This window comes from Methyloversatilis sp. NSM2, assembly GCF_038066675.1.
In the GTDB taxonomy this organism is placed as follows: domain Bacteria; phylum Pseudomonadota; class Gammaproteobacteria; order Burkholderiales; family Rhodocyclaceae; genus Methyloversatilis; species Methyloversatilis discipulorum_A.
Genome location: NZ_JBBUKV010000001.1, coordinates 1 through 22,229, shown reverse-complemented (window position 1 = coordinate 22,229; position 22,229 = coordinate 1). Strand labels below are relative to the sequence as shown.

At 65.9% G+C, this 22,229-nt stretch carries 13 protein-coding genes and 3 tRNA genes; 3 read left to right on the top strand and 13 right to left on the bottom strand.

The annotated features are described in order from the left end of the window. Positions 1 to 45 precede the first annotated feature (45 nt). A complete protein-coding gene (locus tag WJU27_RS00080) occupies positions 46 to 1,698 on the top strand; it encodes a methyl-accepting chemotaxis protein (protein WP_341420755.1) in 1,653 nt (550 codons plus the stop codon). Positions 1,699 to 1,734: 36 nt separating this feature from the next. Here WJU27_RS00080 and WJU27_RS00075 read toward each other — a convergent pair whose 3' ends face one another. From WJU27_RS00075 to gltX, 5 genes are all read right to left on the bottom strand, one after another. Then, positions 1,735 to 3,168: a mannose-1-phosphate guanylyltransferase/mannose-6-phosphate isomerase gene (locus WJU27_RS00075; protein ID WP_341420754.1), complete on the bottom strand. Its 1,434-nt coding sequence runs from the start codon at positions 3,166 to 3,168 to the stop codon at positions 1,735 to 1,737. Positions 3,169 to 3,265: 97 nt separating this feature from the next. Further along, a complete protein-coding gene (locus tag WJU27_RS00070) occupies positions 3,266 to 4,411 on the bottom strand; it encodes a hypothetical protein (RefSeq protein WP_341420753.1) in 1,146 nt (381 codons plus the stop codon). Positions 4,412 to 4,431: 20 nt separating this feature from the next. Next, positions 4,432 to 9,846, bottom strand: coding sequence for a CHAT domain-containing protein (locus WJU27_RS00065; RefSeq protein ID WP_341420752.1), 5,415 nt, complete (start codon positions 9,844 to 9,846; stop codon positions 4,432 to 4,434). 16 nt (positions 9,847 to 9,862) lie between these two features. Continuing rightward, the gene (locus tag WJU27_RS00060; protein ID WP_341420751.1) at positions 9,863 to 10,930 is read right to left on the bottom strand and encodes a toll/interleukin-1 receptor domain-containing protein; all 1,068 of its coding nucleotides are present in this window, start codon (positions 10,928 to 10,930) and stop codon (positions 9,863 to 9,865) included. 190 nt (positions 10,931 to 11,120) lie between these two features. After that, positions 11,121 to 12,518 (bottom strand): glutamate--tRNA ligase, encoded by a 1,398-nt coding sequence (gltX, locus tag WJU27_RS00055; RefSeq protein ID WP_341420750.1) that lies wholly within the window; start codon positions 12,516 to 12,518, stop codon positions 11,121 to 11,123. Positions 12,519 to 12,622: 104 nt separating this feature from the next. Here gltX and WJU27_RS00050 point away from each other — a divergent pair. Together WJU27_RS00050 and WJU27_RS00045 are read left to right on the top strand one after the other, a co-directional pair. Beyond that, positions 12,623 to 12,697 (top strand) — tRNA-Val (locus WJU27_RS00050). Positions 12,698 to 12,915: 218 nt separating this feature from the next. Then, positions 12,916 to 13,551, top strand: a complete 636-nt coding sequence (locus WJU27_RS00045; protein WP_020165580.1) for a TetR family transcriptional regulator — start codon at positions 12,916 to 12,918, stop codon at positions 13,549 to 13,551. 72 nt (positions 13,552 to 13,623) lie between these two features. Here WJU27_RS00045 and WJU27_RS00040 read toward each other — a convergent pair whose 3' ends face one another. From WJU27_RS00040 to WJU27_RS00005, 8 genes are all read right to left on the bottom strand, one after another. Beyond that, on the bottom strand, positions 13,624 to 15,528 hold the full coding sequence (locus tag WJU27_RS00040) for a SurA N-terminal domain-containing protein (RefSeq protein ID WP_296812973.1): 1,905 nt from the start codon (positions 15,526 to 15,528) through the stop codon (positions 13,624 to 13,626). Between the two features lie 78 nt (positions 15,529 to 15,606). Continuing rightward, positions 15,607 to 15,683 (bottom strand) — tRNA-Asp (locus WJU27_RS00035). 27 nt (positions 15,684 to 15,710) lie between these two features. Continuing rightward, positions 15,711 to 15,786, bottom strand: a tRNA-Val gene (locus WJU27_RS00030). Positions 15,787 to 15,866: 80 nt separating this feature from the next. Then, complete coding sequence (gene lon / locus WJU27_RS00025; RefSeq protein WP_020165582.1) at positions 15,867 to 18,278, bottom strand: endopeptidase La; 2,412 nt, start codon at positions 18,276 to 18,278, stop codon at positions 15,867 to 15,869. Positions 18,279 to 18,383: 105 nt separating this feature from the next. Beyond that, positions 18,384 to 19,649, bottom strand: coding sequence for an ATP-dependent Clp protease ATP-binding subunit ClpX (gene clpX / locus WJU27_RS00020; RefSeq protein ID WP_019917134.1), 1,266 nt, complete (start codon positions 19,647 to 19,649; stop codon positions 18,384 to 18,386). Between the two features lie 53 nt (positions 19,650 to 19,702). Beyond that, positions 19,703 to 20,320, bottom strand: coding sequence for an ATP-dependent Clp endopeptidase proteolytic subunit ClpP (clpP, locus tag WJU27_RS00015; protein WP_019917133.1), 618 nt, complete (start codon positions 20,318 to 20,320; stop codon positions 19,703 to 19,705). Between the two features lie 81 nt (positions 20,321 to 20,401). Further along, complete coding sequence (tig, locus tag WJU27_RS00010; RefSeq protein WP_341420747.1) at positions 20,402 to 21,703, bottom strand: trigger factor; 1,302 nt, start codon at positions 21,701 to 21,703, stop codon at positions 20,402 to 20,404. Between the two features lie 72 nt (positions 21,704 to 21,775). Continuing rightward, on the bottom strand, positions 21,776 to 22,060 hold the full coding sequence (locus tag WJU27_RS00005) for a ThiF family adenylyltransferase (RefSeq protein ID WP_332308862.1): 285 nt from the start codon (positions 22,058 to 22,060) through the stop codon (positions 21,776 to 21,778). Positions 22,061 to 22,229: the final 169 nt, after the last annotated feature.

Sequence of the window (22,229 nt, the reverse complement as noted above, 5' to 3'; positions counted from 1 at the left end):
ACGTTTTCTCCCGATATTCAGGCACTTGCCTCTGGAGTGCCCGACATGAACGGACTGAAAACACTGCGCGGCCGCCTGCTGGCCCTCGGCTTCGTCGCCCTCGCCGGACTGCTGGCCGCCGGCGGCTTCGGCCTGCTCCAGCTCTACCGCCTCGACCGCGGCGTCGGCGACGATCTGGCGCGTCTGCAGCGCACGGTCGCCATTGGCCTCGACGTGCAGAACGCGAGCATCGATTTCAAGACCCAGGTGCAGGAATGGAAGAACATCCTGATCCGCGGCAACGACGTCGAGCAGTTCCAGCGCTACAGCAAGAGCTTCGGTAAGCATGCGCAGGACGTGTCGTCGCGCCTGCAGGACATCGCCGGCCGACTGCAGGCGGAAGGATCGCCGCGCGTCGCCGAGGTGAAAGCCCTTGCCGCCGCGCACGCTGCGATGCACGAGCGTTACGTCACCGCACTGAAGGACTTCGACGCCGCCGATCCCGAATCCGGCAAGAAGGTCGACCGCGCGGTGAAGGGCATAGACCGCAGCGCGACCGAAGCGATGACCGCACTGACGCGGCTGATCGAACAGGACGTGAAGGCGCTGGGTGATGAAACGCGTGCTCGCACCAGCGCGCTCTACCGCACCGGCCTGATCACGCTGAGCGTCGCCATCGCCGTGCTGTCGCTGCTGCTGATCGTCGGCATCGTGCTGACGCTGCGCCGTCTGACCACCAGTCTTTCGTCGCTGCAGGGTGCGCTGGGGCAGGCCCGGGCGCGGATGGACCTTACGGTACGCGCGCCCGACAGCCGTGGCGACGAGCTGTCGGCGGCCGGCGCGTCGATCAATGCGCTGTTCGCCGAGCTGCAATCAACCCTGAAATCGATGCGCGACAACGCGCAGCAGGTCGCCAGCCACTCCTCGTCGCTGCACGGCTCGGTCGACACGCTGGCCGACGCCGTCGCACAGCAGAACGATTCGACCTCGAGCATGGCCGCGGCGGCCGAACAGCTCGCCGTCAGCGTTGCCCACGTCAGCGAAAGCGCCGGTCACGCGCGCGACGTGTCGCGCAGTTCGCTCGAGCGCGCCGACTTCGGCGGCAACGTGATCGAGACCACCGCGTCGTCGATGCGCGACGCCGCGGTAGACGTACAGGCGGCCGCTGGCGGCATGGAGGAACTGAGCCGCCAGGTGGAACAGATCGGCGAGATCGCCGGCACCATCAAGGGCATCGCCGACCAGACCAATCTGCTGGCGCTCAATGCCGCAATCGAGGCGGCACGCGCCGGCGAACAGGGCCGCGGTTTCGCGGTGGTGGCCGACGAGGTGCGCAAACTGGCCGAGCGCACGACCGAAGCGACCAAACAGATCGACAGCGTGGTCGGCAACGTGCAGTCGGTGACCGAACAGACGCGTACCAGCATGCAGGAGCTGGTGTCGCAGTTCGATCAAATCGGCAGTTCGACGCAGCAGGCAGCGCAGGCGATGGACGACATCAAGAGCGAATCGCGCAACGCGGTCGGTGCCACCGACGAGATTTCACGCGCGCTGCGCGAACAGACCAGCGCCAGTGAGAGCATCGCGCAGCAGGTCGAGCGCATCGCCGGCATGAGCGAGCACAACAGCGCGGCGGTACGTCAGGTCAGTCACGCGGCCGACGCGATGAACGCGCTGTCGCAGTCGATGCGGCAGCGGCTGGAAACCTTCGTCGTCTGATCCGGCGACACGGCCCGCTCGCGCGGGCCGTCGCCCTCACTTGCGACCGTAGGTGTCCTCGAAGCGGACGATGTCGTCCTCGCCCAGATAGCTGCCGGACTGCACCTCGATCATTTCCAGCGGCAGCTTGCCCGGGTTCTCCAGCCGGTGCGTGGTGCCCAGCGGAATGTAGGTGGACTGGTTCTCCGACAGCAGCAGCACGTTGTCGCCGCAGGTCACGCGCGCGGTGCCGCTCACGACAATCCAGTGTTCGGCGCGGTGGTGGTGCATCTGCAGCGACAGCGAAGCGCCCGGATTGACGACGATGCGCTTGACCTGGAAGCGCGGGCCGGCGTCGATCGAATCGTAATAGCCCCACGGGCGATACACCTTGCGGTGGTTTTCCGCCTCAGGGCGCTTGCGCGCCTTCAGCTCGGTCACGATGCGCTTGACGTCCTGCGTGCGGTCCTTGGCCGCCACCATGACCGCGTCGCTGGTTTCGACCACGACCACGTCCTTCAGGCCGAGGCAGCTCACCATGCGGGTTTCGGCGAACACCAGACTGTCCGAGGTGTCCTGCAGCAGCACGTCGCCGCGCGCCACATTGCCATCGGCGTCCTTGTCGGCCACCTGCCACAGCGCATCCCACGCACCGACGTCGGACCAGCCGGCATCCAGCGGCACCACCACCGCCGGCGCCACGCGCGGTTCGCCGGCGGCCAGCGGTTCCATGATGGCGTAGTCGATCGAATCGGACGGGCAGGCGGCGAAGGCGACCTTGTCGACACGGTAGAAGTCGCGATCGGCGGCGCCGCCCTCGTAGGCGGCGCGGCTGGCCGCCTCGATGTCCGGGCGGAAACGCTTCAGCAGATCGAGCGCCACGCTGGCCTTCATCATGAAGATGCCGGCGTTCCACAGATAGTTGCCGCTTTCCAGGTAGGACTGCGCGGTCGGCGCGTCCGGCTTCTCGACGAAGCGGTCCAGCGTGCGCGCCGGGCTGCCGGCCAGGGCGGCACCGACCTTGATGTAGCCATAGCCCGTCTCCGGGCGGTCCGGCGTGATGCCGAAGGTGACCACCGCGCCCTGCTCCGCCTGCGCCGCGCCGATGGCCACCGCATCGCGGAAGGCCGGGGTGTCGCGGATCACGTGGTCGGACGGCATCACCAGCAGCACGGTGTCGGGGCCGGCTGCGGCCAGCGCGGCCAGTGCCAGCGCGGGCGCGGTATTGCGGCCGACCGGTTCGAGCAGCAGCGCGGCCGGATGCACGCCGATCTGACGCAGCTGTTCGGCCGTCAGGAAGCGGTATTCCTCGTTGCAGACGACCAGCGGCGGCGCCAGTTCGATGCCGGGTGCGCCAGCGCGCAGCGCGGTGTCCTGCAGCAGCGTGTTGTCACCATCGAGCGGCAGCAGCTGTTTCGGATAGCGTTCGCGCGAAAGGGGCCACAGGCGGGTGCCGGAACCACCGCACAGGATGACGGGCTGCAGGGACATGACGGAAACCTGAAAGGATGTCGGAAGCGCCCGAGTTTAAGCGACGCCTGCGCGCCGTCTGCGATAAATCCGTTACAGCCGGTGTGCAGGCCGCAGTTCAGGCGAGCCAGCGCTCCATCTGGTGCACCGGCGCGTTGCGCAGCAGATGGAGCTGCGGATTGTCGCGCTGTGCGCTCTGGCCGGATTCGATCACCCTGACCGGCTCGCGCTCCAGTATGCACAGCCGGCGGCTGATGCAGTCGGCGCGCCACTGCGCATTGGCGGTCCGGCCGCGCTCCTCGACCGCGATCCGGGTCAGCGCAAACTCGTCCTGCGGGTTCTCCCGCTCGATGCGCCGGCGGATGGCGGCGTGCGCCTTGTCCAGACTGCCCTGCTGCACGCAGAGGTCGTACAGCGCGGCCAGGCAGCGGAAATTGCGTATCGGTATCGGCCGCACGCCTTTAAGCCAGGCCAGCGCGACGACCAGCTTGCGACCGTAGGTGTCGTAGGCGTAGCGCAGCCATTCGGCGCGGAACACCGGCTGCCGGCCGACCGCCTGCAGCGCCTTCGTCCACGCCGGATCGAAAGCGGCCTTGCGCGGACCGCGGCTCAGCGCATCGGCCCAGCGTACCTGCGCCGCGCGCGACGGCAGGCGTAGCATGCGCTGCCATTCGTCCCACAGCGCGCCGAAGCAGGCGCGCAGCGTCGCCTCGTCGCGCGCCGCGAAGCGACGGAACAGCTCCTGCAGCGTGCCGGTGCCCAGATTGACCTGCAGCGGCCCGAAGGACAGACCGGCGCCGTCGAAATTGCCGGTCACCTGCAGATAGGGATCGCCGCTGGTCTCGAATGCCGCCGTCACCGCGATCGCCAGGTCGAGCGCGCGCTCGGCGGCCAGCGCCGGCAGCTTGGACGGGTCGTGCATCTCGACATAGACCTGCTCGCCGCGCGGTTCGACTCGCGCCAGCCAGCCGTCACGCGCGACACGGCGGGCGGCGTCGGCCAGTGCGGCCGGATCGGCCGCTTTCAGCCAGACGAAGCGCCCTTCGATCCCTGCGCCCAGACCACCGCGCGGCACAACGCCGGCAATGCTGACGCCCGTCCCGAGCTCTTCGCGTACCCGTTGCACCGCTGCCAGCAGCTCACGATGCACGCGCACCGTGCCGTCGGCGCGCGCGTACTCCGAAAGCTGGAAGTTGGGCGTGACGCGGGCGCGCGCCGGGCCGCCTATCAGGTAGTCGTCGTCGTACTTCAGTCCACTGGCCATGTGCCCTCCTTGAGTCCTCGTCAGGCGCCGAGCGCCTCACGCACCTTCTTCAGACCGCTGCGCAGCACGCCCAGATCGATCAGGAAATCGACCTGATCGAGCACCGACGCGCGTTCTCGTGCGCTGCCACCACGGGCGAACGCTGCCCGATAGGCGCCGACGATGCTCGCCTGTTCGGCGGCAGCCAGTCGCCCGTCGAGCAAGGCGCACAACAGTTCGCAGTCACCGACCACGGCCGTGCTCCAGAAGTCCGGATGCGGGTGGGCGGCGGCATCCCGTTGCACGCGCTCGCATCCGTCGCGGACGGTGCGCGCGGCATCCGCCGGCAGTTCGGCACCACTCAGCCGCGCATGCAGCAGTCGCGCCGTCCACAGATTGACGAAGGCATAGCTGTCCACGGTCTGCCCCTCGTTGCGCGCGGCCAGCTCGAACGCCCGCCCGTAGTGCTGCGCCATGTCGGCCAGCGCCGCCAGCCGCGCGTCGCCGTCCAGCATCCAGGCCAGCCGCTTGTGCGCACTGCCGAGCAAGGCGCAACGCTTGGCCGACGGCGTCAGCAGCTCAAGGTCGGCGATGGCGCGCCGGATGCCGGTAATCAGGTCGGTGGCGTCGCCGCGCTTCTCGCGCATCAGCGCCCACTCGTCGTCGGCGGCACGGACCCTGAAATTGGCCGACTGTTCGAGCACGCGCAGCGGACAGTCGCCGTCGTCGGCCTCGCGCGCGCGGTCCAGCCACTGCGCCGCCAGCGTGTAATGACCGGACTCGCCGAAACACAGGCCGATCGCCGCGGCCACGTCGGCACGCGCCAGCCAGGCGGCACGTGCGGCAGCCGGCACGCGCGCGGTGTAGCTGTCGAGCCAGGCCGACGGATCGGCATCGCCACCGTTCGCCGCAGCACCTCCGCTCATCAGCGCGCTGCTGCGGTTGTCGATCGCCACCACCAGTTCGGACGGCGTCGTGAACGGCGGCGGCGCGCTGTCGCGGCGCGCCGGACCGGTCGGGTCGAGCCGGTAATCGGGGTCGCCGTAGCACTGGTAGGCGCCCCAGGTATTCACCTTCGGGTGACGGGTCCAGGTCGCCTCGCGCGCGAGACGTACCGCGTCACCGAAGCCGCGGCCGTCGAGCAGACTGCCGTACAGGGTTTCGGCGAAACAGCGCGCGGCGGCGTCATCGACCGCCCAGCCTGCAGCAACGACGGCGCGCACGCCCATGCGGATGAACTGCGTCGCCAGATTCGCGGCCAGTCGATTGAGATCGGGGGAGCCGGCGGCATCGTTACCGCCGGTGTTGCCGAGATGGCAGCAGTTGATGAACACCAGCTCCGGCACGTAGCGCATCTGCTCGACGTCGCCGGGCGTCAGGAACCAGCCGTCGCCGATCACCATGCCGGACACCTTGCGCGTGCCGCTGCCGCCGTCCGCTGGCGTCGTGGTGGGCACCACGTACTCATGCACGCCGTGGCCGGCCAGATGCAGGATGCGCCAGGCATCCTGATGCAGCGCCGCCATGATGGCGCGGCCCTCGGCGTGGATCAGCTCGGTCACTCCGCACCCACCGGCGGACAGTACGCCGGCCACCGCACGCGCTTCGGCGGCGGCGTCCGGCAGTGCGGAAAACCCGCGACCGAGCGGTGCCGGATCGCCGATCACCAGTGCGCTGGCCCGTGTCGCACCCAACGGCCGCTCGCGATACTGCGACGTGCGCAGCTGGCGCAGCATGCCGGAGGCCACGGCCGGCGGACGCTGACCGGCCTGCCAGCGGTCCTCCAGCAGTTCCCACGGGAAGCGGCCGGACACCTCGTCGACCAGCAGCACCACGCTGCGCCGCTCCGGTGCCAGCTGCTTCATCCGGTGCGGCAGCAGCATTTCGAACAGCGTGCGCGAAGTGTCGGCATCGGCGGCGCAGGAGCGGCAGGCCTGGCTTACGAAGGCATCGACCTGCTGCAGCTGGCCGCCGACCAGACTGATTTCGGCACGGGCGCGGTCGGTCAGCGCGATGAAACGCAGTTCGTCGCGACGCGCGTCGTGGGATATCTCCAGCCGGTGCCACCAGCTCGCGTCCTCGTCGAAACAGACGCGACGGCGCCCGCCGTGTCCCTGACCGAGCACCTGTTCCGGCCACACGAACTCGCCCGCCAGCGGACCATCGACCACCTCGCGCAATGCGCCGGCGGCCTGGATGGCGATGTCCTCGTACAGCTCGATGAATTCGACCTCGCCGATGACGACGCGACCGGCGAGCGCACCTTCGCGCAGCGCGCGCTGGGCGTCGCCGGTGCCGCGCAGGATGGATTCGACCGAATCGCGCGTGCGCATGCCGCCAGCGCCGGTGCCGACCAGCAGGGTCGATACGCAGATGGTGCGCAGGGCATCGGCCGGGCCGAAGCGCTCGTCCGGCCACTCGATCACCTGCAGTGCAAGATCGAGCAGCGCGCGGCGCACGCCATCCTGCAGCAGCCCCGGGCTCAGCTCCCCCACCTCGCCCAGGCCGACCACGATGGCGCCCTGCGGGTGCTGGTGCATCTCGCGCGGAATGAAGATGCCGTGGGTGCCTGCCGCACCCGGATAGCGTCCCAGCTGCAGGCTGCGCGACAGCGCACCGTTCATGCGTCGGTCCATGCTCGCCTCGGCACTGACGATGGTGTCGCCGGCATAGTGTCCGACCATGACCGGGTGGCGCGCATAGCTCAGTTCGCAGTGGCGTACGCGCACGGTGATCGGCGTGCGCGTGCTGCGCTCGACCCGACGCGGAGGCGTACCGCCGCCGAAGCCGAAGGTAGCGATGTCGGCTGCCTGCGGAATGCCGTCGGCCGGTGGCAGCGGCTTCAGCACGAACAGCTCCTCGCCGGCGCCGGCGGCACGCGCGCCGGCCGGCGGCGCCGACGGCAGCCGGGTCGTGCTGCCGTTGGTCAGGATGTCGAGGTAGCCGTCGAAGGCGCGCGTTTGCGCGCACAGGAAGTCATGCGCAGTGTCTTCGGCGTACCACATGGGCACGCCCGGCAGCGTGCCGGAGGCCCAGCTGACGGTGCCGTCGCCGCGCGCGGTGGCAACAAAATCGATGCGCTTGCGGCCCAGCGGCCACGGGTCGTCGGCGTCCTCGACCCGGTAGTCGATCACGGTGGCCGGCTGGCAACCGGCCACGTAGCGGACGAAGCGCGCGTCGACCGCTGTCGACTTCAGCTGCGTCCAGGTATCGCGCGCCCATTTCAGCGTCTTCGCGTCTGCCGGCTTCCAGCGCGCGCCAAGCTGCTTGCGCAGTGCTTCCCAGCGCGCCGCGTCGGCGAAGTCCGGATCGCTGTCGGCGAACGGCAGCAGTTCGAGCAGGCCCGGGTAGGTGCGCACCAGATCGATGATTTCGGTGGTGCTCTGCGTGAAGTCAAGCAGCGCCAGGCGCGCCTGCGTCGGGTTGTGGCCGGTGAGCCAGCGCACCGCCTCGTGCGAGCCGGCGTTCGGTGTACCGAGCATCAGGAAGCGGCTGCCCGGCAGGCGGGTGATGCGCGCCCACACGGCAGCACCGCGACCGCCGTCGCTCATCAGCGCGCGCACCACCAACCCGCCCATCGAGTGGGCGACGATGTGCACCGGTTGCTGCTCGGCCTCGGCGCGCGCGACCACGGCCTCCAGGCGTTCGGCCAGCCGCGCCGCCGCTGCGCGCACCGACTGCCGCCAGTCGTAGGCGAAGAATTCGACGCGGTGACTGCGCGCAAGGAATTCGAGCAGCGGCCCGTAGAACTGATCGACCAGACCGCCGGGCTCGACCTGCGCCGCCGCCATGTGCAGACGCCTGAGCCCGCCCTTGAACAGCGCGAGATAGTCCAGCCAGACGCGCTCGCCATCGACGCTCAGTTCGCTGCCCATGGTGCCCGGCAGCACGACCGCCAGCGGCCGCGGCTCGGCAGCGCTCTGGCTGCGCGCCAGCGCGCTGCGCCAGCGCGGCGGATCGTGCGGCGCCTCGGCGATCGGCTGGAAGCCGGCGTCGTCACCGTCGGCGCGCAGCAGGCCGGCGGCCAGCCAGCGCACGCTCTTCTCATTGACGAAGTAGCGGAAGTGATTGACCTGCGCGCCCTCGTCGCGACCGAAGCGCGCGCCGTTCGTCGGGCGACGCAGCCCGCCGCTCATCGAGCCGGTATTCACCACCAGATCGTGGTCGGCGCCGTAGAACCAGTCGGTAGCGACCAGCTTGATCTTCTGCCACAGCGATTCGCCCTCGACGTCGCCGGCGATCACCGTGAGGTCGGCGACGGTTTCGAGCTCGGCGTGATTGAGCAGCCGGGTCAGCGCCGAGCCGGGCATCATCGCCTCTGCGCCCGGCAGCGTGCGCGGGTCCGTGCGCTCCTTCACCACGGTGAGCAGGAAGTCGACGGCGTCGCCGAACAGCGCCTTGCCGGAGACGAAGTCGAGCACCGACAGCCAGCGGTCGAGGCGGCCCGACGCCAGCGTGGTACCGCGCGCGGGGCAGGCGACGCGGACGAAGCGGCTGACGCGGAACTGCTTGGTCTTCAGTTCCGCCAGCAGCGCCGCCAGATTCGCGCGATCGGCCTGATAGGCCGCGTGGCGCGCCGCCTCGGCGGCATCGTCGAGCGCGCCGAGGCCGATCTGCTCGGCCAGCGTGCGGTCGGCGGCGAACAGTTCGTCGAGGCGGCCAATGACAGCGTCCAGCCCGCGGCATTCGCCGAGGCACATCAGTTCGCCCACCATGCCACCGCGCGAATGACTGACCAGATGCAGCTCCGCCCCCTTGGGCAGGCGCTTGGCAAGCGCCAGCGCATTGCTGATCGGGCTCTCGGTCAGCGAACGGTGTTCGAGCGCGAACACGCGCTCGCCGTAACGCGCAGTCAGCCGGCGACGCAGCGCGGCGCCCTCGCGATTGGCGGCGTCCCACAGTCCGCCGAAGCTGCCTTCGCAGCTCGAACCGGTGCCATGCAGGAAAACCAGCAGCGGACCGGCGTCGGCGGCGATGGCTGCGCGCGCGGCCAGCGGCGTCAGCGCGAAGGCGTCGAGCGTGCAGTGATAGAAGCCGGGCGCGCGGCTGAGCCGCTTTTCCTCGAACCACTTGCCAAGCGCCGCGGCCGACTTCTTCTTCAGATCGATTCCGAAGAAGTCGAGCACGCGAATGCCCAACCCGAGCAGACCGCGCGAAGCCGGCGCGGTCGCCGCGGTGTCGAGCGCGTCGAATTCCCAGGCGCTGTCGCCGTCGCGCGATACCGAACGATGGCCGTGTTCGCGCACCAGGTCGTCGGCGCGGCTCCACAGCACGAAGCCGTTGTCGAGTTCGATACGCACGACCTCGTCGGCTGCCACCTCCAGCTCGCCGGTCACGCCGTCGCGGGCGCGGCCGGGAATCAGCCGGCGGCCGTGCAGCACCGCGACACCGGCGCCGGCGTCCGGCGTGGCCGCGTCGCTGACGGTGCCGCGTATGCGGTATCGGGCTGCACTCATGTTCCGTCTCCTCGGTTCAGGGTCGGCGCGACAGCACGACCGTATTCTGTTCGCCACTGTTCAGTTCGACCTTGCCGGCCAGCACGCGGCGCTCCGGGCCGATGCGCAGCGTGAGATTGCCGCTGTCGACCAGAAAACTGCCGTCGGCGCTGACGACACGCACGGCCAGATCGGCGAGGTCGCCGAATACGGCGCCCTCGGCGGTAAACACGATATGGGTGAGCGGCGGTCCCTCCATCGCGGCAAGCGACGCGATGTAGTCGCGCCATTCCGGGTCGTTGTCGACGCGCACCGGCTCGGAGCGCAGCGACAGCCGATCGTCACGGTGACGCAGGTGCAGCGGAATGCGCTCGCCGTTCTGCGTGGTGAGCAGCCAGCGGCCTTCAAGCGATGGCCGGTCGGTGGCGAGTGCAGCCACCGGCTGCGTGGCGTCCGCCGGCGGCGACGGCGCGACGGTGTCGACGCCGGCCGCGGTGGGCGGCAGCGGCAGCTCGGCGTCGTCCTCGACGGCAAGGCGGACGAGCGCGGTGATCGCCAGCACGCCCACGGCGGCAAGCGCCCAGCGACGTGCATTGCTGCGCACCGGCCGCACGCCCTCCGCCACAGTGGCGCCGCTGCGCGGCACGCCCAGCCGCTCGATGTCGGCGACGATGCGCGGCAGATCGAGGCGGGTCCAGTCGTCGGTGCGCAGCGGCAGCGCGTGGCGCTCGGTGATGACGCGCAGGGGTTCAGGCAGGCTGGCGGCCGACGGCATCGGCGTGCCATCGACGCGCAGTGGCATCAGCACTGCGCCGGCGTCGATGGCCGACTGGATTTCCATGCGCACGGGATCGTCGGGGTCGTCGATGCGCAGCCGCCCGTCAGCGTGACGCGCGCCGGCGAAACCGGGCGTCACCAGCAGCAGCACGATGGGCCGGTGGCCGATGGCGCGCTCGATCTCCTGCCGCCAGCTGCTGCCGCCGCGCAGATCCTGCCGGTCGAGGAACACATGGTCGGCGCCGAAAACGCGACCGAGGTCGTCGGCCAGCCGGCTGGCGTCCTTGGCCCCATCGGCACTGCGGTAGCTGATGAAGATGCGGTTCATGGCCCGTACCGGACTGTGACATCAGACTGTCCGCGCTTCAGCCTCGAAGCCGCGGATCCGTCTTCAGTCTATGCCCGATGCAAGACGAGAACCACCCCGACCGATGGACGATGCGCCGGGCCGTTCAGGACCTGCCGGCGCCACTCATCGGGAATGTCCGTGCGCAGATGTTCCGCGCACGGTGAACGGATCAGAGCACGCGGCTCAGCCGGGCAAGCACGCGCTCGCGGCCGAATGCTTCGAGCACTGCGTCGATCGACGGCGTCTGCGGCTGGCCGAGCAGCGCCACCCGCAGCGGAATCGCGACCTGCGGCATCTTCAGGCCGCACTCGGTACAGGTTTCCTTGATCGCGGCGGACAGCGCGGCCTTGTCCCAGGCGGCCGCTTCGAGACGGGCGGACAGCTTGCGCAGGGCCTCTCGCGCGGGGTCGGTCAGATGCTGGGCGAGCAGTTCGGGCGCCACGTGCAGGTCGATGTAGAACGCTTCGAGCGCATCGGCCAGTTCGACCAGCGTAGCCACGCGATCCTTGTACAACGCGATCAGCGGCTCCAGCGCGGGCCCGGCTTCCGGGTCGACACCGCGGCGCGCCAGCCGGCTGGCAACGTCGGCGGCCAGCCACGCGTTGTCCGCCTGCTTCATGTAATGGGCGTTGAGCCAGCGCAGCTTTTCGGTGTTGAACTGGGCCGCCGATGGCGTGATGTGGTCGAGATCGAACCACTGCACGAACTGCTCGCGCGAGAAGATTTCGTCGTCGCCGTGGCTCCAGCCCAGACGCGCCAGATAGTTGATCACCGCCTCCTGCAGGTAGCCGTCCTCATCGTACTGCATCACGCTGACCGCGCCATGACGCTTGGACAGCTTCTGCCCGTCATCGCCGAGGATCATCGACAGGTGCGCGTACTGCGGCACCGTTGCACCCAATGCGCGCAGGATGTTGATCTGGCGCGGCGTGTTGTTCACGTGATCGTCGCCGCGGATGACGTGGGTGATGCCCATGTCCCAGTCGTCGACGCAGACGCAGAAGTTGTAGGTGGGTGTACCGTCGGCGCGAGCAATGATGAGGTCATCCAGCTCTTCATTGGCGATGGCGATGCGGCCCTTCACCTGATCATCCCAGGCGACGACGCCGTCCACTGGATTGCAGAAGCGGATGACCGGCTGTACGCCAGCCGGCGGTGCCGGCAGCGTCTTGCCGGGCGCCGGGCGCCAGCGACCGTCGTAACGCGGCTTCTCGTTGTTGGCGCGCTGGCGTTCGCGCAGCGCATCGAGTTCCTCGGGCGTGGTGTAGCAGCGGTAGGCGTGGCCCTGCTCCAGCATCTGCGCGATCACCGCCTTGTAACGGTCCATGCGCTGCATCTGGTAGAACGGGCCCTCGTCGTGGCCCAGCTCCAGCCACTTCATGCCGTCGAGAATCGCCTGCACCGCCTCCGGGGTCGAGCGGGCAACGTCGGTATCTTCGATGCGCAGGATGAACTGGCCGCCATGCCGGCGCGCATAGGCCCAGGAGAACAGCGCAGTGCGGGCACCGCCGATGTGCAGATAACCGGTGGGGCTGGGGGCGAAGCGGGTACGAACGACCTGGGACATGGCTGGAAACACGTAAAAGTGAGCGCGCGATTGTAGCGCGTCGCACAACAGCATTTGACGCGCCGACGTTCACCGGCTAGTATTCGCGCCCTGTCACGAATACAGGGCAGTTAGCTCAGCGGTAGAGCACCGCCTTCACACGGCGGGGGTCAGTGGTTCGATCCCACTACTGCCCACCACATTCAGGGCTCAGACCTCACGGTCTGGGCCCTTTTCTTTTGTCCCGACGCCACGCTGCCCTAGGCGGCGCCGACAGCACGTCGTTTCAAGCTTTTTGCCATGCACGCCGCGATGGCCGCTGTTACGCTGCGCGCCTCGCAGCTTGTTGCACCACTTTGACGCGGGCGCGAAGAAAATATACATTCACGTCTGTTTGTATAAATCCCTTACAGCTCATATGGTCAGACGCACCAAGGAAGAAGCCGAAGCGACGCGCATTCAGTTGCTCGACGCGGCGGAGCGCTGCTTCCGCGAAAAGGGGGTCGCCAGCACCACGCTGGACGACATCGCCAAGAGCGCCGGTCATACGCGCGGCGCCGTGTATTGGCATTTCGAGAACAAGGCCGACATTTTCGAAGCTGTATGCGAACGCGTGAGCACGCCGATGCAGGCCATGCTCAGCGATCTGGCTGCCGACCCCGGCAACGACCCGCTAGGCTATCTGCGCAACGATGCGATCCACGTGCTGCGCATGCTGGCCGAGTGCGAACGCGTGCAGTCGGTGTTCGAGATCAAGTTCTGCAAGCTCGATGGCGGCCCCGACTTTGATCGCCTGCGCTCGCGCGAACTGGAGACGCACACGCGCTGCCTGTCCATGCTGGAAGTGGTCTTCGCGGCGGCCGTGCGCCAGGGCCAGTTGCCGGCGCACCTGCCGCCGAAGGAAACCGCCGAGGCAATGCACGCATTCATCGGCGGGCTGATGCGCAGCTGGATAGAACGCCGCGATTTCGATCTGCGCGCCCGGGCGCCCTGGCTGGTCGACACCTTCCTTACCGGTCTGCGCAACGCACCGGACCCCGCCGCCTACGCCTGAACACAGGCCTGAACCTCAGCGACGAAAAAAAGGCCACCTTCGAGGTGGCCTTCTTGTTCCAGCTGCCCGCGCTCAGGGCTGCTTGACGTTGTCGATCAGTTTGCGATTGACGGTCACCGGATACTCCTTGCGCAAGGAAGCAAGATAGGCGGCGAAATCGTCCTGCGACACGGTCTGTTCGAGTTGCGCCTTGATCGCTTCAACGCGCGCCGGATCGAGCGCTTCCTTCGGCTGCTTGACGGCGGTGATGCGGAAGATCGCAAAACCACCGTTATCCATCGGGAAGCCCAGATAGGCCGGCAGCTTGTTGGCCGGTGCATTGAAGATGGCGCGCACCATGGTGGCGGCCGGACCCTGCGCCTGGGCGCGCGAGATGTCCTGCGGCGGCGACCAGTTCAGCGGCGCCTCTTCGCCGGCACGCAACTTGGCGAGCGACGCTTCGCCCCGCTCCAGCGCCATCTTGCGGCCCGCTTCGAAGCCCAGCTTCTTTTCGATGTCGGCCTGCACGGTTTCGAAGGGTTTGATGGACGGCGGCAGTTGCTCGATCACGCGTGCCGACACGAGGGTGTTCGACGCCGTCTCGATCGCCTGCGTATTGCGACGGTTCTTGACCGCGTCTTCCGAGAAAATCGCCTCACGCAGCTTCTCGTTGTCGAACGGCGCCGGCATCAGCAGCCCCTTGGGGATCAGCGGACTGATCTTCACCTGCAGACCAAGCTTCTCGGCGGCCGGCGCCAGACTGTCGGCCTGTTCATAGACGGTATTGCTGAAGGTTTCCGCAAGTTCGGCAAAGCGCCGACGGGCCGCCTGCTTCTTCAGATCGTCGGTGATTTCGGCACGCGCCTCTTCCAGCGTCTTGCCCTGACCACCGCGGACGTCCTCGACCTGGATGATGTGGTAACCGAAATCGGTTTCGACGACAGCGCTGACTTCGCCCTTCTTCAATGCGAAGGCGGCTTCCTCGAACGGCTTCACCATGGTGCCGCGGCCAAAGAAGCCCAGATCACCACCGTTGTCCTTCGAGCCCGGATCTTCGGAGTTGGCCTTGGCCAGCTCCGCGAACTTCGACGGATCGGCCTTGACCGTCTTCTGCAGGGCCTCGGCCTTGGCCTTGACCGCCTTGCGATCCTCGGCGCTGGCGCCCGCGTCGACGGTCAGCAGGATATGACGAGCCTTGCGCTCCTCGCCCTGCATGTAGCGCGACTGGTTGGCTTCGAAGGTCTTGCGCACCTCTTCCTCGCTGACCTCCTGTGTCGCGGCAAGCGCGGCTTCGCTGAGCACCAGATACTCGACCTTGACCTGCTCCGGGACCGAGAACTCCTTCTGATTGTCGTCGTAGTACTTGCGCACCTGCTCCGGCGTGATCTTGAACTGCTCGATGAACTCGAAGGGGGTGATGATGGCTTCGCTCACCTCGCGCTCTTCCTGCTGCATCTGCGCCCAGCGACGGGCAAGCGAGGCGGGCACGAAGGAACTGCCGGCGACACCGGTGTACAGCTGGCGGATCACCAGATCCTGACGGATGCGGGCCAGCAGGCCGTCGCGACTGTAGCCCTGCGTCTGGGCAACCTGGTCGAAGCGTGCTTCGGAGAACTTGCCGTCGATCTGGAAACCGGGAACGCCGGCGATGATCTGGCTCATGCGCGCATCGGAGACCGTCATGTGCTGACGCTGTGCCTCCTGCAGCAGGATGCGCTGGCTCACCAGGCCGTCGAGCGTCTGCGCACGCGCCTGCGGCGTCTCCATCATCTTCGGGTCGAACTGTTCACCCGCCATGTCGCGCAAGCGATCGGTCTGATCTCGCAGCGCCTGCTCGAACTCTTCCGGAGCGATCTTCAGCTTGCCAACGACCGCCGCGTCCTCGCGCACCGCGTCGTTGTTCATGTAGGACTCGACGCCGAAGAAGGCGAAGGGCAACACCATCAGCAACAGGACGACCTGGACCACGCGCTTGTTGTTGCGGACTGCATCGAACATAGGAACCTTTCGCGGAGCCCGGGCTTTTCGGGCGCAGGAAATGAAAAAGGCGAACATCCGTTCGCCCGCTGTCAGTTTTGGCGGAGTGGACGGGACTCGAACCCGCGACCCCCGGCGTGACAGGCCGGTATTCTAACCAACTGAACTACCACTCCAGTTTTGCGGGGCAACGAGGCAGGGAATGGTGGGTGCTGACGGGCTCGAACCGCCGACATTCGCCTTGTAAGGGCGACGCTCTACCAACTGAGCTAAGCACCCGCTGCCTGAAGGTCGCTGCAAAAAACAGCCCGCGATGATACCTCACAAGAGGTGGTTCGCGGGCTGTTGTCAGGCAGCGATCAGTGCGTAACGACCGAGCCGGCCGCTGCGGGTTCCTCGACCTTGGCGACTACGGCTGCCGGATCGGCCTCGGGCAGTGCGTCGGGCTTGCGCTCGAGCGCGCGCTCCAGCACCTCATCGATCCACTTCACCGCCACGATCTCGATCGAGTTCTTCAGCGTGTCCGGCATGTCGGCCAGATCCTTCACGTTCTCCTGCGGAATCAGCGCCGTGCGGATACCGCCACGCACTGCTGCAAGCAGTTTTTCCTTCAGGCCGCCAATACCCAGCACCTCGCCACGCAGCGTGATTTCGCCGGTCATCGCGACGTCGGCACGGACCGGAATGCCGGTCAGCGCAGACACCAAAGCCGTGGTGATCGCGATACCCGCCGACGGACCGTCCTTGGGCGTCGCGCCCTCCGGGAAGTGCACGTGCAGATCGGACTTCTCGAACACTTCGTCCTTGATGCCAAGGCGACGTGCGCGCGAACGCACCACGGAGCGCGCGGCCTCGACCGATTCCTTCATCACGTCGCCGAGCGAACCCGTGCGCTGCACGGCGCCCTTGCCCGGCATGGTCGCGACTTCGATCGTCAGCAGTTCGCCACCGACTTCGGTCCAGGCCAAGCCGGTCACCTGACCAATCTGGTTGTCCTTCTCGGCGATGCCGAAGGTATAGCGACGAACGCCAAGGAACTTGTCGAGGTTCTTTGCGTTGACGATCACCTTGGACGAACGCTTGCGCATCACCAGGCCCTTCACCACCTTGCGGCAGATCTTGGACACTTCACGTTCAAGCGCACGTACGCCGGCTTCGCGGGTGTAGTAGCGCACGATGTCGCGCAGCGCGTCTTCGGTAACCGACAGCTCTTCCTTCTTCAGACCGTTGTTCTTCATCTGCTTCGGCACGAGATAGCGCTGGCAGATGTTGACCTTCTCTTCTTCCGTGTAGCCGGACAGCCGGATCACTTCCATCCGGTCGAGCAGCGGCGCAGGAATGTTCAGCGAGTTCGCGGTCGCCACGAACATCACGTCCGAGAGGTCGTACTCGACCTCGACGTAGTGGTCGACGAAAGTCGAGTTCTGCTCCGGATCGAGCACTTCGAGCAGCGCCGACGACGGATCGCCACGGAAGTCCTGGCCCATCTTGTCGACTTCGTCGAGCAGGAAGAGCGGATTCTTCACCGCGACCTTGGTCATGTTCTGCAGGATCTTGCCCGGCATCGAACCGATATACGTGCGACGGTGGCCGCGGATCTCGGCTTCGTCACGCACACCGCCCAGCGCCATGCGCACGAACTTGCGGTTGGTGGCCTTCGCGATCGACTGGCCGAGCGAAGTCTTGCCGACGCCCGGAGGGCCGACCAGGCACAGGATCGGTGCCTTCAGCTTGTCGACGCGCTGCTGTACCGCCAAGTACTCGAGAATGCGTTCCTTCACCTTCTCCAGACCGTAGTGGTCCTTGTCGAGAATCTTCTCGGCTTCCGCCAGATCCTTCGAAATACGCGACTTCTTGCGCCACGGCAGACCGACCAGCGTCTCGATGAAATTGCGCACGACGGTCGCCTCGGCCGACATCGGCGACATCAGCTTGAGCTTTTTCAGTTCGGACTGCGCCTTGGCGATGGCTTCCTTGGTCATGCCGGCAGCCTTGATCTTCTTCTCGATTTCCTCGAGATCGGCGCCGTCCTCGCCCTCGCCCAGTTCCTTCTGGATGGCCTTGACCTGCTCGTTCAGGTAGTACTCGCGCTGGCTCTTCTCCATCTGCCGCTTCACGCGGCCACGGATGCGCTTCTCGACCTGCAGGATGTCGAGTTCGGTTTCCAGTTGCGACAGCAGGCGCTCGATGCGCTCGGCGGTGCCGAACAGTTCGAGGATGTCCTGCTTCTGCTCGAGCTTGAGCGGCAGGTGCGCCGCCACCGTGTCCGCCAGTCGGCCCGCTTCCTCGATGCTGGACAACGAGGTCAGGATTTCCGGCGGAATCTTCTTGTTCAGCTTGACGTACTGATCGAACTGGCTGATCAGCGCGCGCCGCATCGCCTCGATCTCGTGCGAGGTCTGCTCGACGGCAGGCACCGTGGTGACCTGGGCCATGAACAGCGTCTTGATATCGACGATGTCCTCGACCGTCGCACGCTGCGTGCCTTCGACAAGCACCTTCACGGTGCCGTCCGGCAGCTTGAGCATCTGCAGGATGTTGGCAACGCAGCCAATACGGTAGAGATCTTCGGGATTCGGCTCATCCTTGGCGGCGGACTTCTGTGCCACCAGCAGGATGCTCTTGCCGGCTTCCATGGCCGACTCGAGCGCCTTGATGGATTTCGGGCGACCGACGAACAGCGGGATCACCATGTGCGGGAAGACGACGACGTCCCGCAGTGGCAGAAGCGGCAGTTCGAGTTGCTCGGGAACGGTTTGGAGGCTGGACATTGCTATTCCTTAACGCGACAGTGTCAGACAGATTGGGGCGGCACTTCCCGAATCAAGCCGCCCCGGCTCCGGCACCCGCGCAGCGCGCAAACCGACGCGCGGGTATCAGTTCGAACCGGACACCTTGGGCTGATCGGCGAACAGCATGATCGGCTTGGTCTCGCCATCGATCACGCCCTCGTCGATCACCACCTTTGCGACATTCTCGATGCCCGGCAGTTCGTACATCGTGTCCAGCAGTGCAGACTCGATGATGCTGCGCAGACCACGTGCCCCGGTCTTGCGCTTCAGTGCCTTGCGTGCGATCGCCTGCAGCGCACCCGGGCGCACCTCGAGCTCGACGCCTTCCATCTGGAACAGCTTCTGGTACTGCTTGATCAGCGCGTTCTTGGGTTCGATCAGGATCTGGATCAGCGCTTCCTCGTCGAGCTCCTGCAACGTTGCGACGACCGGCAGACGGCCGACGAACTCGGGAATCAGGCCGAACTTGATCAGATCCTCAGGCTCGACATTGCGCAGCGCCTCGCCGGTGCTGCGGTTATCGCGGCTTTTCACCTCGGCACCGAAGCCGATACCCACTTGCTCGGTGCGATTGCGAATGACCTTCTCCAGACCATCGAACGCGCCGCCGCAGATGAACAGGATGTTGGTCGTATCGACCTGTACGAAGTCCTGGTTCGGGTGCTTGCGCCCGCCTTGCGGCGGCACGCTGGCGACCGTGCCCTCGATCAGCTTGAGCAGCGCCTGCTGCACGCCTTCGCCGGATACGTCGCGAGTGATCGACGGGTTGTCGGATTTGCGCGAAATCTTGTCGATTTCGTCGATATAGACGATGCCCTGCTGTGCACGCTCGACTTCGTAGTCGCACTTCTGCAGCAGCTTCTGGATGATGTTCTCAACGTCTTCGCCGACGTAACCCGCTTCGGTCAGCGTCGTGGCGTCAGCCATCACGAAGGGCACGTTGAGCAGGCGCGCGAGCGTCTGCGCAAGCAGTGTCTTGCCCGACCCGGTCGGACCGACGAGCAGGATGTTGCTCTTCGACAGTTCGACCTCGTCCTTGCGCGACATGTGGCGCAGGCGCTTGTAATGGTTGTAGACGGCAACCGCAAGGATGCGCTTGGCCGGAGACTGCCCGATCACGTACTGATCGAGAATCTCGCAGATTTCCTTCGGCGACGGCAGATCACCGCGCGCACTCTTTCCCGCCTGCTCGCTGCTGATTTCGTCTCGAATGATGTCGTTGCAAAGGTCGATACATTCGTCGCAGATGAAGACCGACGGCCCGGCGATGAGCTTCTTCACTTCATGCTGACTCTTCCCGCAGAACGAGCAGTAGAGCAGCTTTTCGGAACCCGATTTCTTGTCGGTCATGACTCAACTCCAAACTTGACAGGTACACCTGCGTTGCATGCGGACACCCGCACTCAGGCGGCACTCTCCGCCCGCGTTGTCAGTACCTTATCAATAATGCCGTACTCGCGCGCCTGTTCCGCCGAAAGGAAATTGTCGCGATCCGTGTCGCGTTCGATTGTTTCGATCGGCTGACCGGTGTGGTGCGCCATGATGTTGTTCAGCTTGGCCCGCAGCGTCAGGATTTCCCGGGCGTGGATCTCGATGTCCGACGCCTGCCCCTGAAAACCGCCCATCGGTTGATGAATCATCACACGCGAATTCGGCAGGCAGAAGCGCTTGCCCTTCGCGCCGGCCGACAGCAGGAAGGCACCCATGCTGGCGGCCTGACCGATGCACAGCGTGGACACATCCGGCTTGATGAACTGCATCGTGTCGTAGATCGACAAACCCGCAGTGACCGAGCCACCCGGCGAGTTGATGTAGAAGAAGATGTCCTTGTCCGGGTTTTCCGACTCAAGAAACAGCAACTGCGCAACGATCAGGTTGGCCGTCGTGTCATTCACGGGACCGACCAGGAACACCACGCGTTCGCGCAGCAGACGCGAGTAAATGTCGTAAGCGCGCTCGCCCCGACCACTTTGCTCGATGACCATGGGCACCATGCCCAGACCGACAGTTTCCGACATCATTCGACACTCTCCCGGACGAGGCCGCCCGTGCGGCCTCTCGTATTCATACAAGCAAGCATCGGACCCGACACGTCGTATCGATCAGTTCGTTGCCATCAGTTCGTCAAACTCGACAGCCTTGTCCGACACTTTTGCGACGCCCAGCACCCAGTCAACCACGTTGTCTTCGACAACGAGCGCTTCGACTTGTGCCAGACGCTGCGTATCGCTGTAGTACCAACGAACGACATCGGCCGGATCTTCGTAACTTTGAGCCTGCTCTTCCACCACGGCGCGGATTTGTTCCGGCTTGGCATACAGCTCGTTCTTCTTGACGATCTCGGCAACAACAAGGCCGAGACGGACACGGCGCACAGCTTGGTCGGCAAACCATGCCGGCTCGACTGGGATGTCCTTCACGTTCATGCCACGTGAGGCAAGATTTGCACGCGCTTCTTCCGCCATGCGCTGCGATTCCTGCTCGACGAGCGCGCTCGGCACGTCAAACTCATGCGTTTCGAGCAGCAGGTTCATGACCTCGTTCTTGACGCGCGCCTGCAGGCGCTTCTTGACTTCACGTTCGAGGTTGGATTTGACGTCCGCCTTGAGCTGTTCGACGTCGCCGGACGGAACACCGAGTGACTTCGCGAAATCGGCGGAAAGCTCAGGCAGCACCGGAGCCTCCACCGACTTGATCTTGACCTCGAACTGAACCGTCGTACCAGCCAGATCCTTCGCCTGATAGTCCTCGGGGAAGGTCAGCGAAAACGTCTTGGAATCGCCCGCCTTCAGGCCTTCGACATTGCTCTCGAACTCGGGCAGCAGTGCGCCTGCGCCAAGAACGACAGGAAAGTCCTCCGCGGTACCACCGTCGAAAGCTTCTCCTTCTCGCGTACCGCGGAAGTCCATGACAATTCGATCATCCTTGGCAGCAGCCTTATCCGCCGCAACGTAGCTGACACGCTGCTTGCGCAGAACTTCAAGCGTCTTCTCGACCTCTGCATCGCCAACGGTCAGTACCGAGCGCTCGAGCGTCTTGCCGCTGAGGTCGGCTGCAACGATCTCCGGGTACACCTCGAAGGTTGCACTGAAGAAGACCTTGCCAGGCTCGGTGGATTCGGCGGGCTCGATCTTCGGGAAACCCGCAACGCGGAGGTTCTGCTCACGTACTGCTGCGCCGAAGGCTTGTTGAACGGCTTCGGTGAATGCCTCGGAGCGAGCCTGGGCCGAGTATTGCTGCTCGACGATCTTCATCGGCACCTTGCCCGGACGGAAGCCGGGCATCTTGACCGTGCGAGCCATCCGCGCGAGGCGAACCGCAACGTTCTTTTCGACATCCGCGGCGACCACCGACATGTTGATCTTCCGCTCGAGTGTGTTCACGGGTGAGGTGTTCTGCGCCATTAGCGAATGTCCTTGAATCGTAGGGAAAAATTAGGCGTGGTTGTATGAGATTCCGCCGTTGCGGATAGCTTTCTAGGATAACACAGCAGGCGACGCTCTGAGCCTCGTGGCTGGTGCTCCGATCGACCAGGTCGGGGCTAATTCGAGCTTGTACCGGCGAGCCGGCGCCCACGTTTGTCCCACCGCGATGATGTTGATATTTTGTATAGCGTGTCTGGAGATTGCTTCGGCGGCCCATGATCCGACGCCGCCGATGCCGACGATGGTGACGGATGCGTTGTGGAGTTTTGCGTAAGCGCCGTTGCCGTAGAGGCGATCGATGCCGGAGAAGGCGCGTGGGGTGTTTTGATCGGCCATGGGACGGATTGTGGTCCGGTTTTGGTCGTTTGCGGGGTTGGTGAGCTGTGGTGGAGCGGGGTGTGGACGCACAAACGCCCGATCACAGGGGTGTGATCGGGCGTTGTGTTGTGGGGTAGCCTGGCGCTGACCTACTTTCGCGAGCGAGGTGCTCACTATCATTGGCGCG

Coding starts and splice junctions, on each gene's coding strand:
- lon (WP_020165582.1), bottom strand. CDS start 18,278: ATGTCCAGCCTCCAAACCGTTCCCGAGCAACTCGAACTGCCGCTTCTG.
- gltX (WP_341420750.1), bottom strand. CDS start 12,518: ATGTCCCAGGTCGTTCGTACCCGCTTCGCCCCCAGCCCCACCGGTTAT.
- WJU27_RS00005 (WP_332308862.1), bottom strand. CDS start 22,060: ATGGCCGATCAAAACACCCCACGCGCCTTCTCCGGCATCGATCGCCTC.
- WJU27_RS00060 (WP_341420751.1), bottom strand. CDS start 10,930: ATGAACCGCATCTTCATCAGCTACCGCAGTGCCGATGGGGCCAAGGAC.
- WJU27_RS00070 (WP_341420753.1), bottom strand. CDS start 4,411: ATGGCCAGTGGACTGAAGTACGACGACGACTACCTGATAGGCGGCCCG.
- WJU27_RS00075 (WP_341420754.1), bottom strand. CDS start 3,168: ATGTCCCTGCAGCCCGTCATCCTGTGCGGTGGTTCCGGCACCCGCCTG.
- WJU27_RS00080 (WP_341420755.1), top strand. CDS start 46: ATGAACGGACTGAAAACACTGCGCGGCCGCCTGCTGGCCCTCGGCTTC.
- tig (WP_341420747.1), bottom strand. CDS start 21,703: ATGGCGCAGAACACCTCACCCGTGAACACACTCGAGCGGAAGATCAAC.
- clpX (WP_019917134.1), bottom strand. CDS start 19,649: ATGACCGACAAGAAATCGGGTTCCGAAAAGCTGCTCTACTGCTCGTTC.
- clpP (WP_019917133.1), bottom strand. CDS start 20,320: ATGATGTCGGAAACTGTCGGTCTGGGCATGGTGCCCATGGTCATCGAG.
- WJU27_RS00065 (WP_341420752.1), bottom strand. CDS start 9,846: ATGAGTGCAGCCCGATACCGCATACGCGGCACCGTCAGCGACGCGGCC.
- WJU27_RS00040 (WP_296812973.1), bottom strand. CDS start 15,528: ATGTTCGATGCAGTCCGCAACAACAAGCGCGTGGTCCAGGTCGTCCTG.
- WJU27_RS00045 (WP_020165580.1), top strand. CDS start 12,916: ATGGTCAGACGCACCAAGGAAGAAGCCGAAGCGACGCGCATTCAGTTG.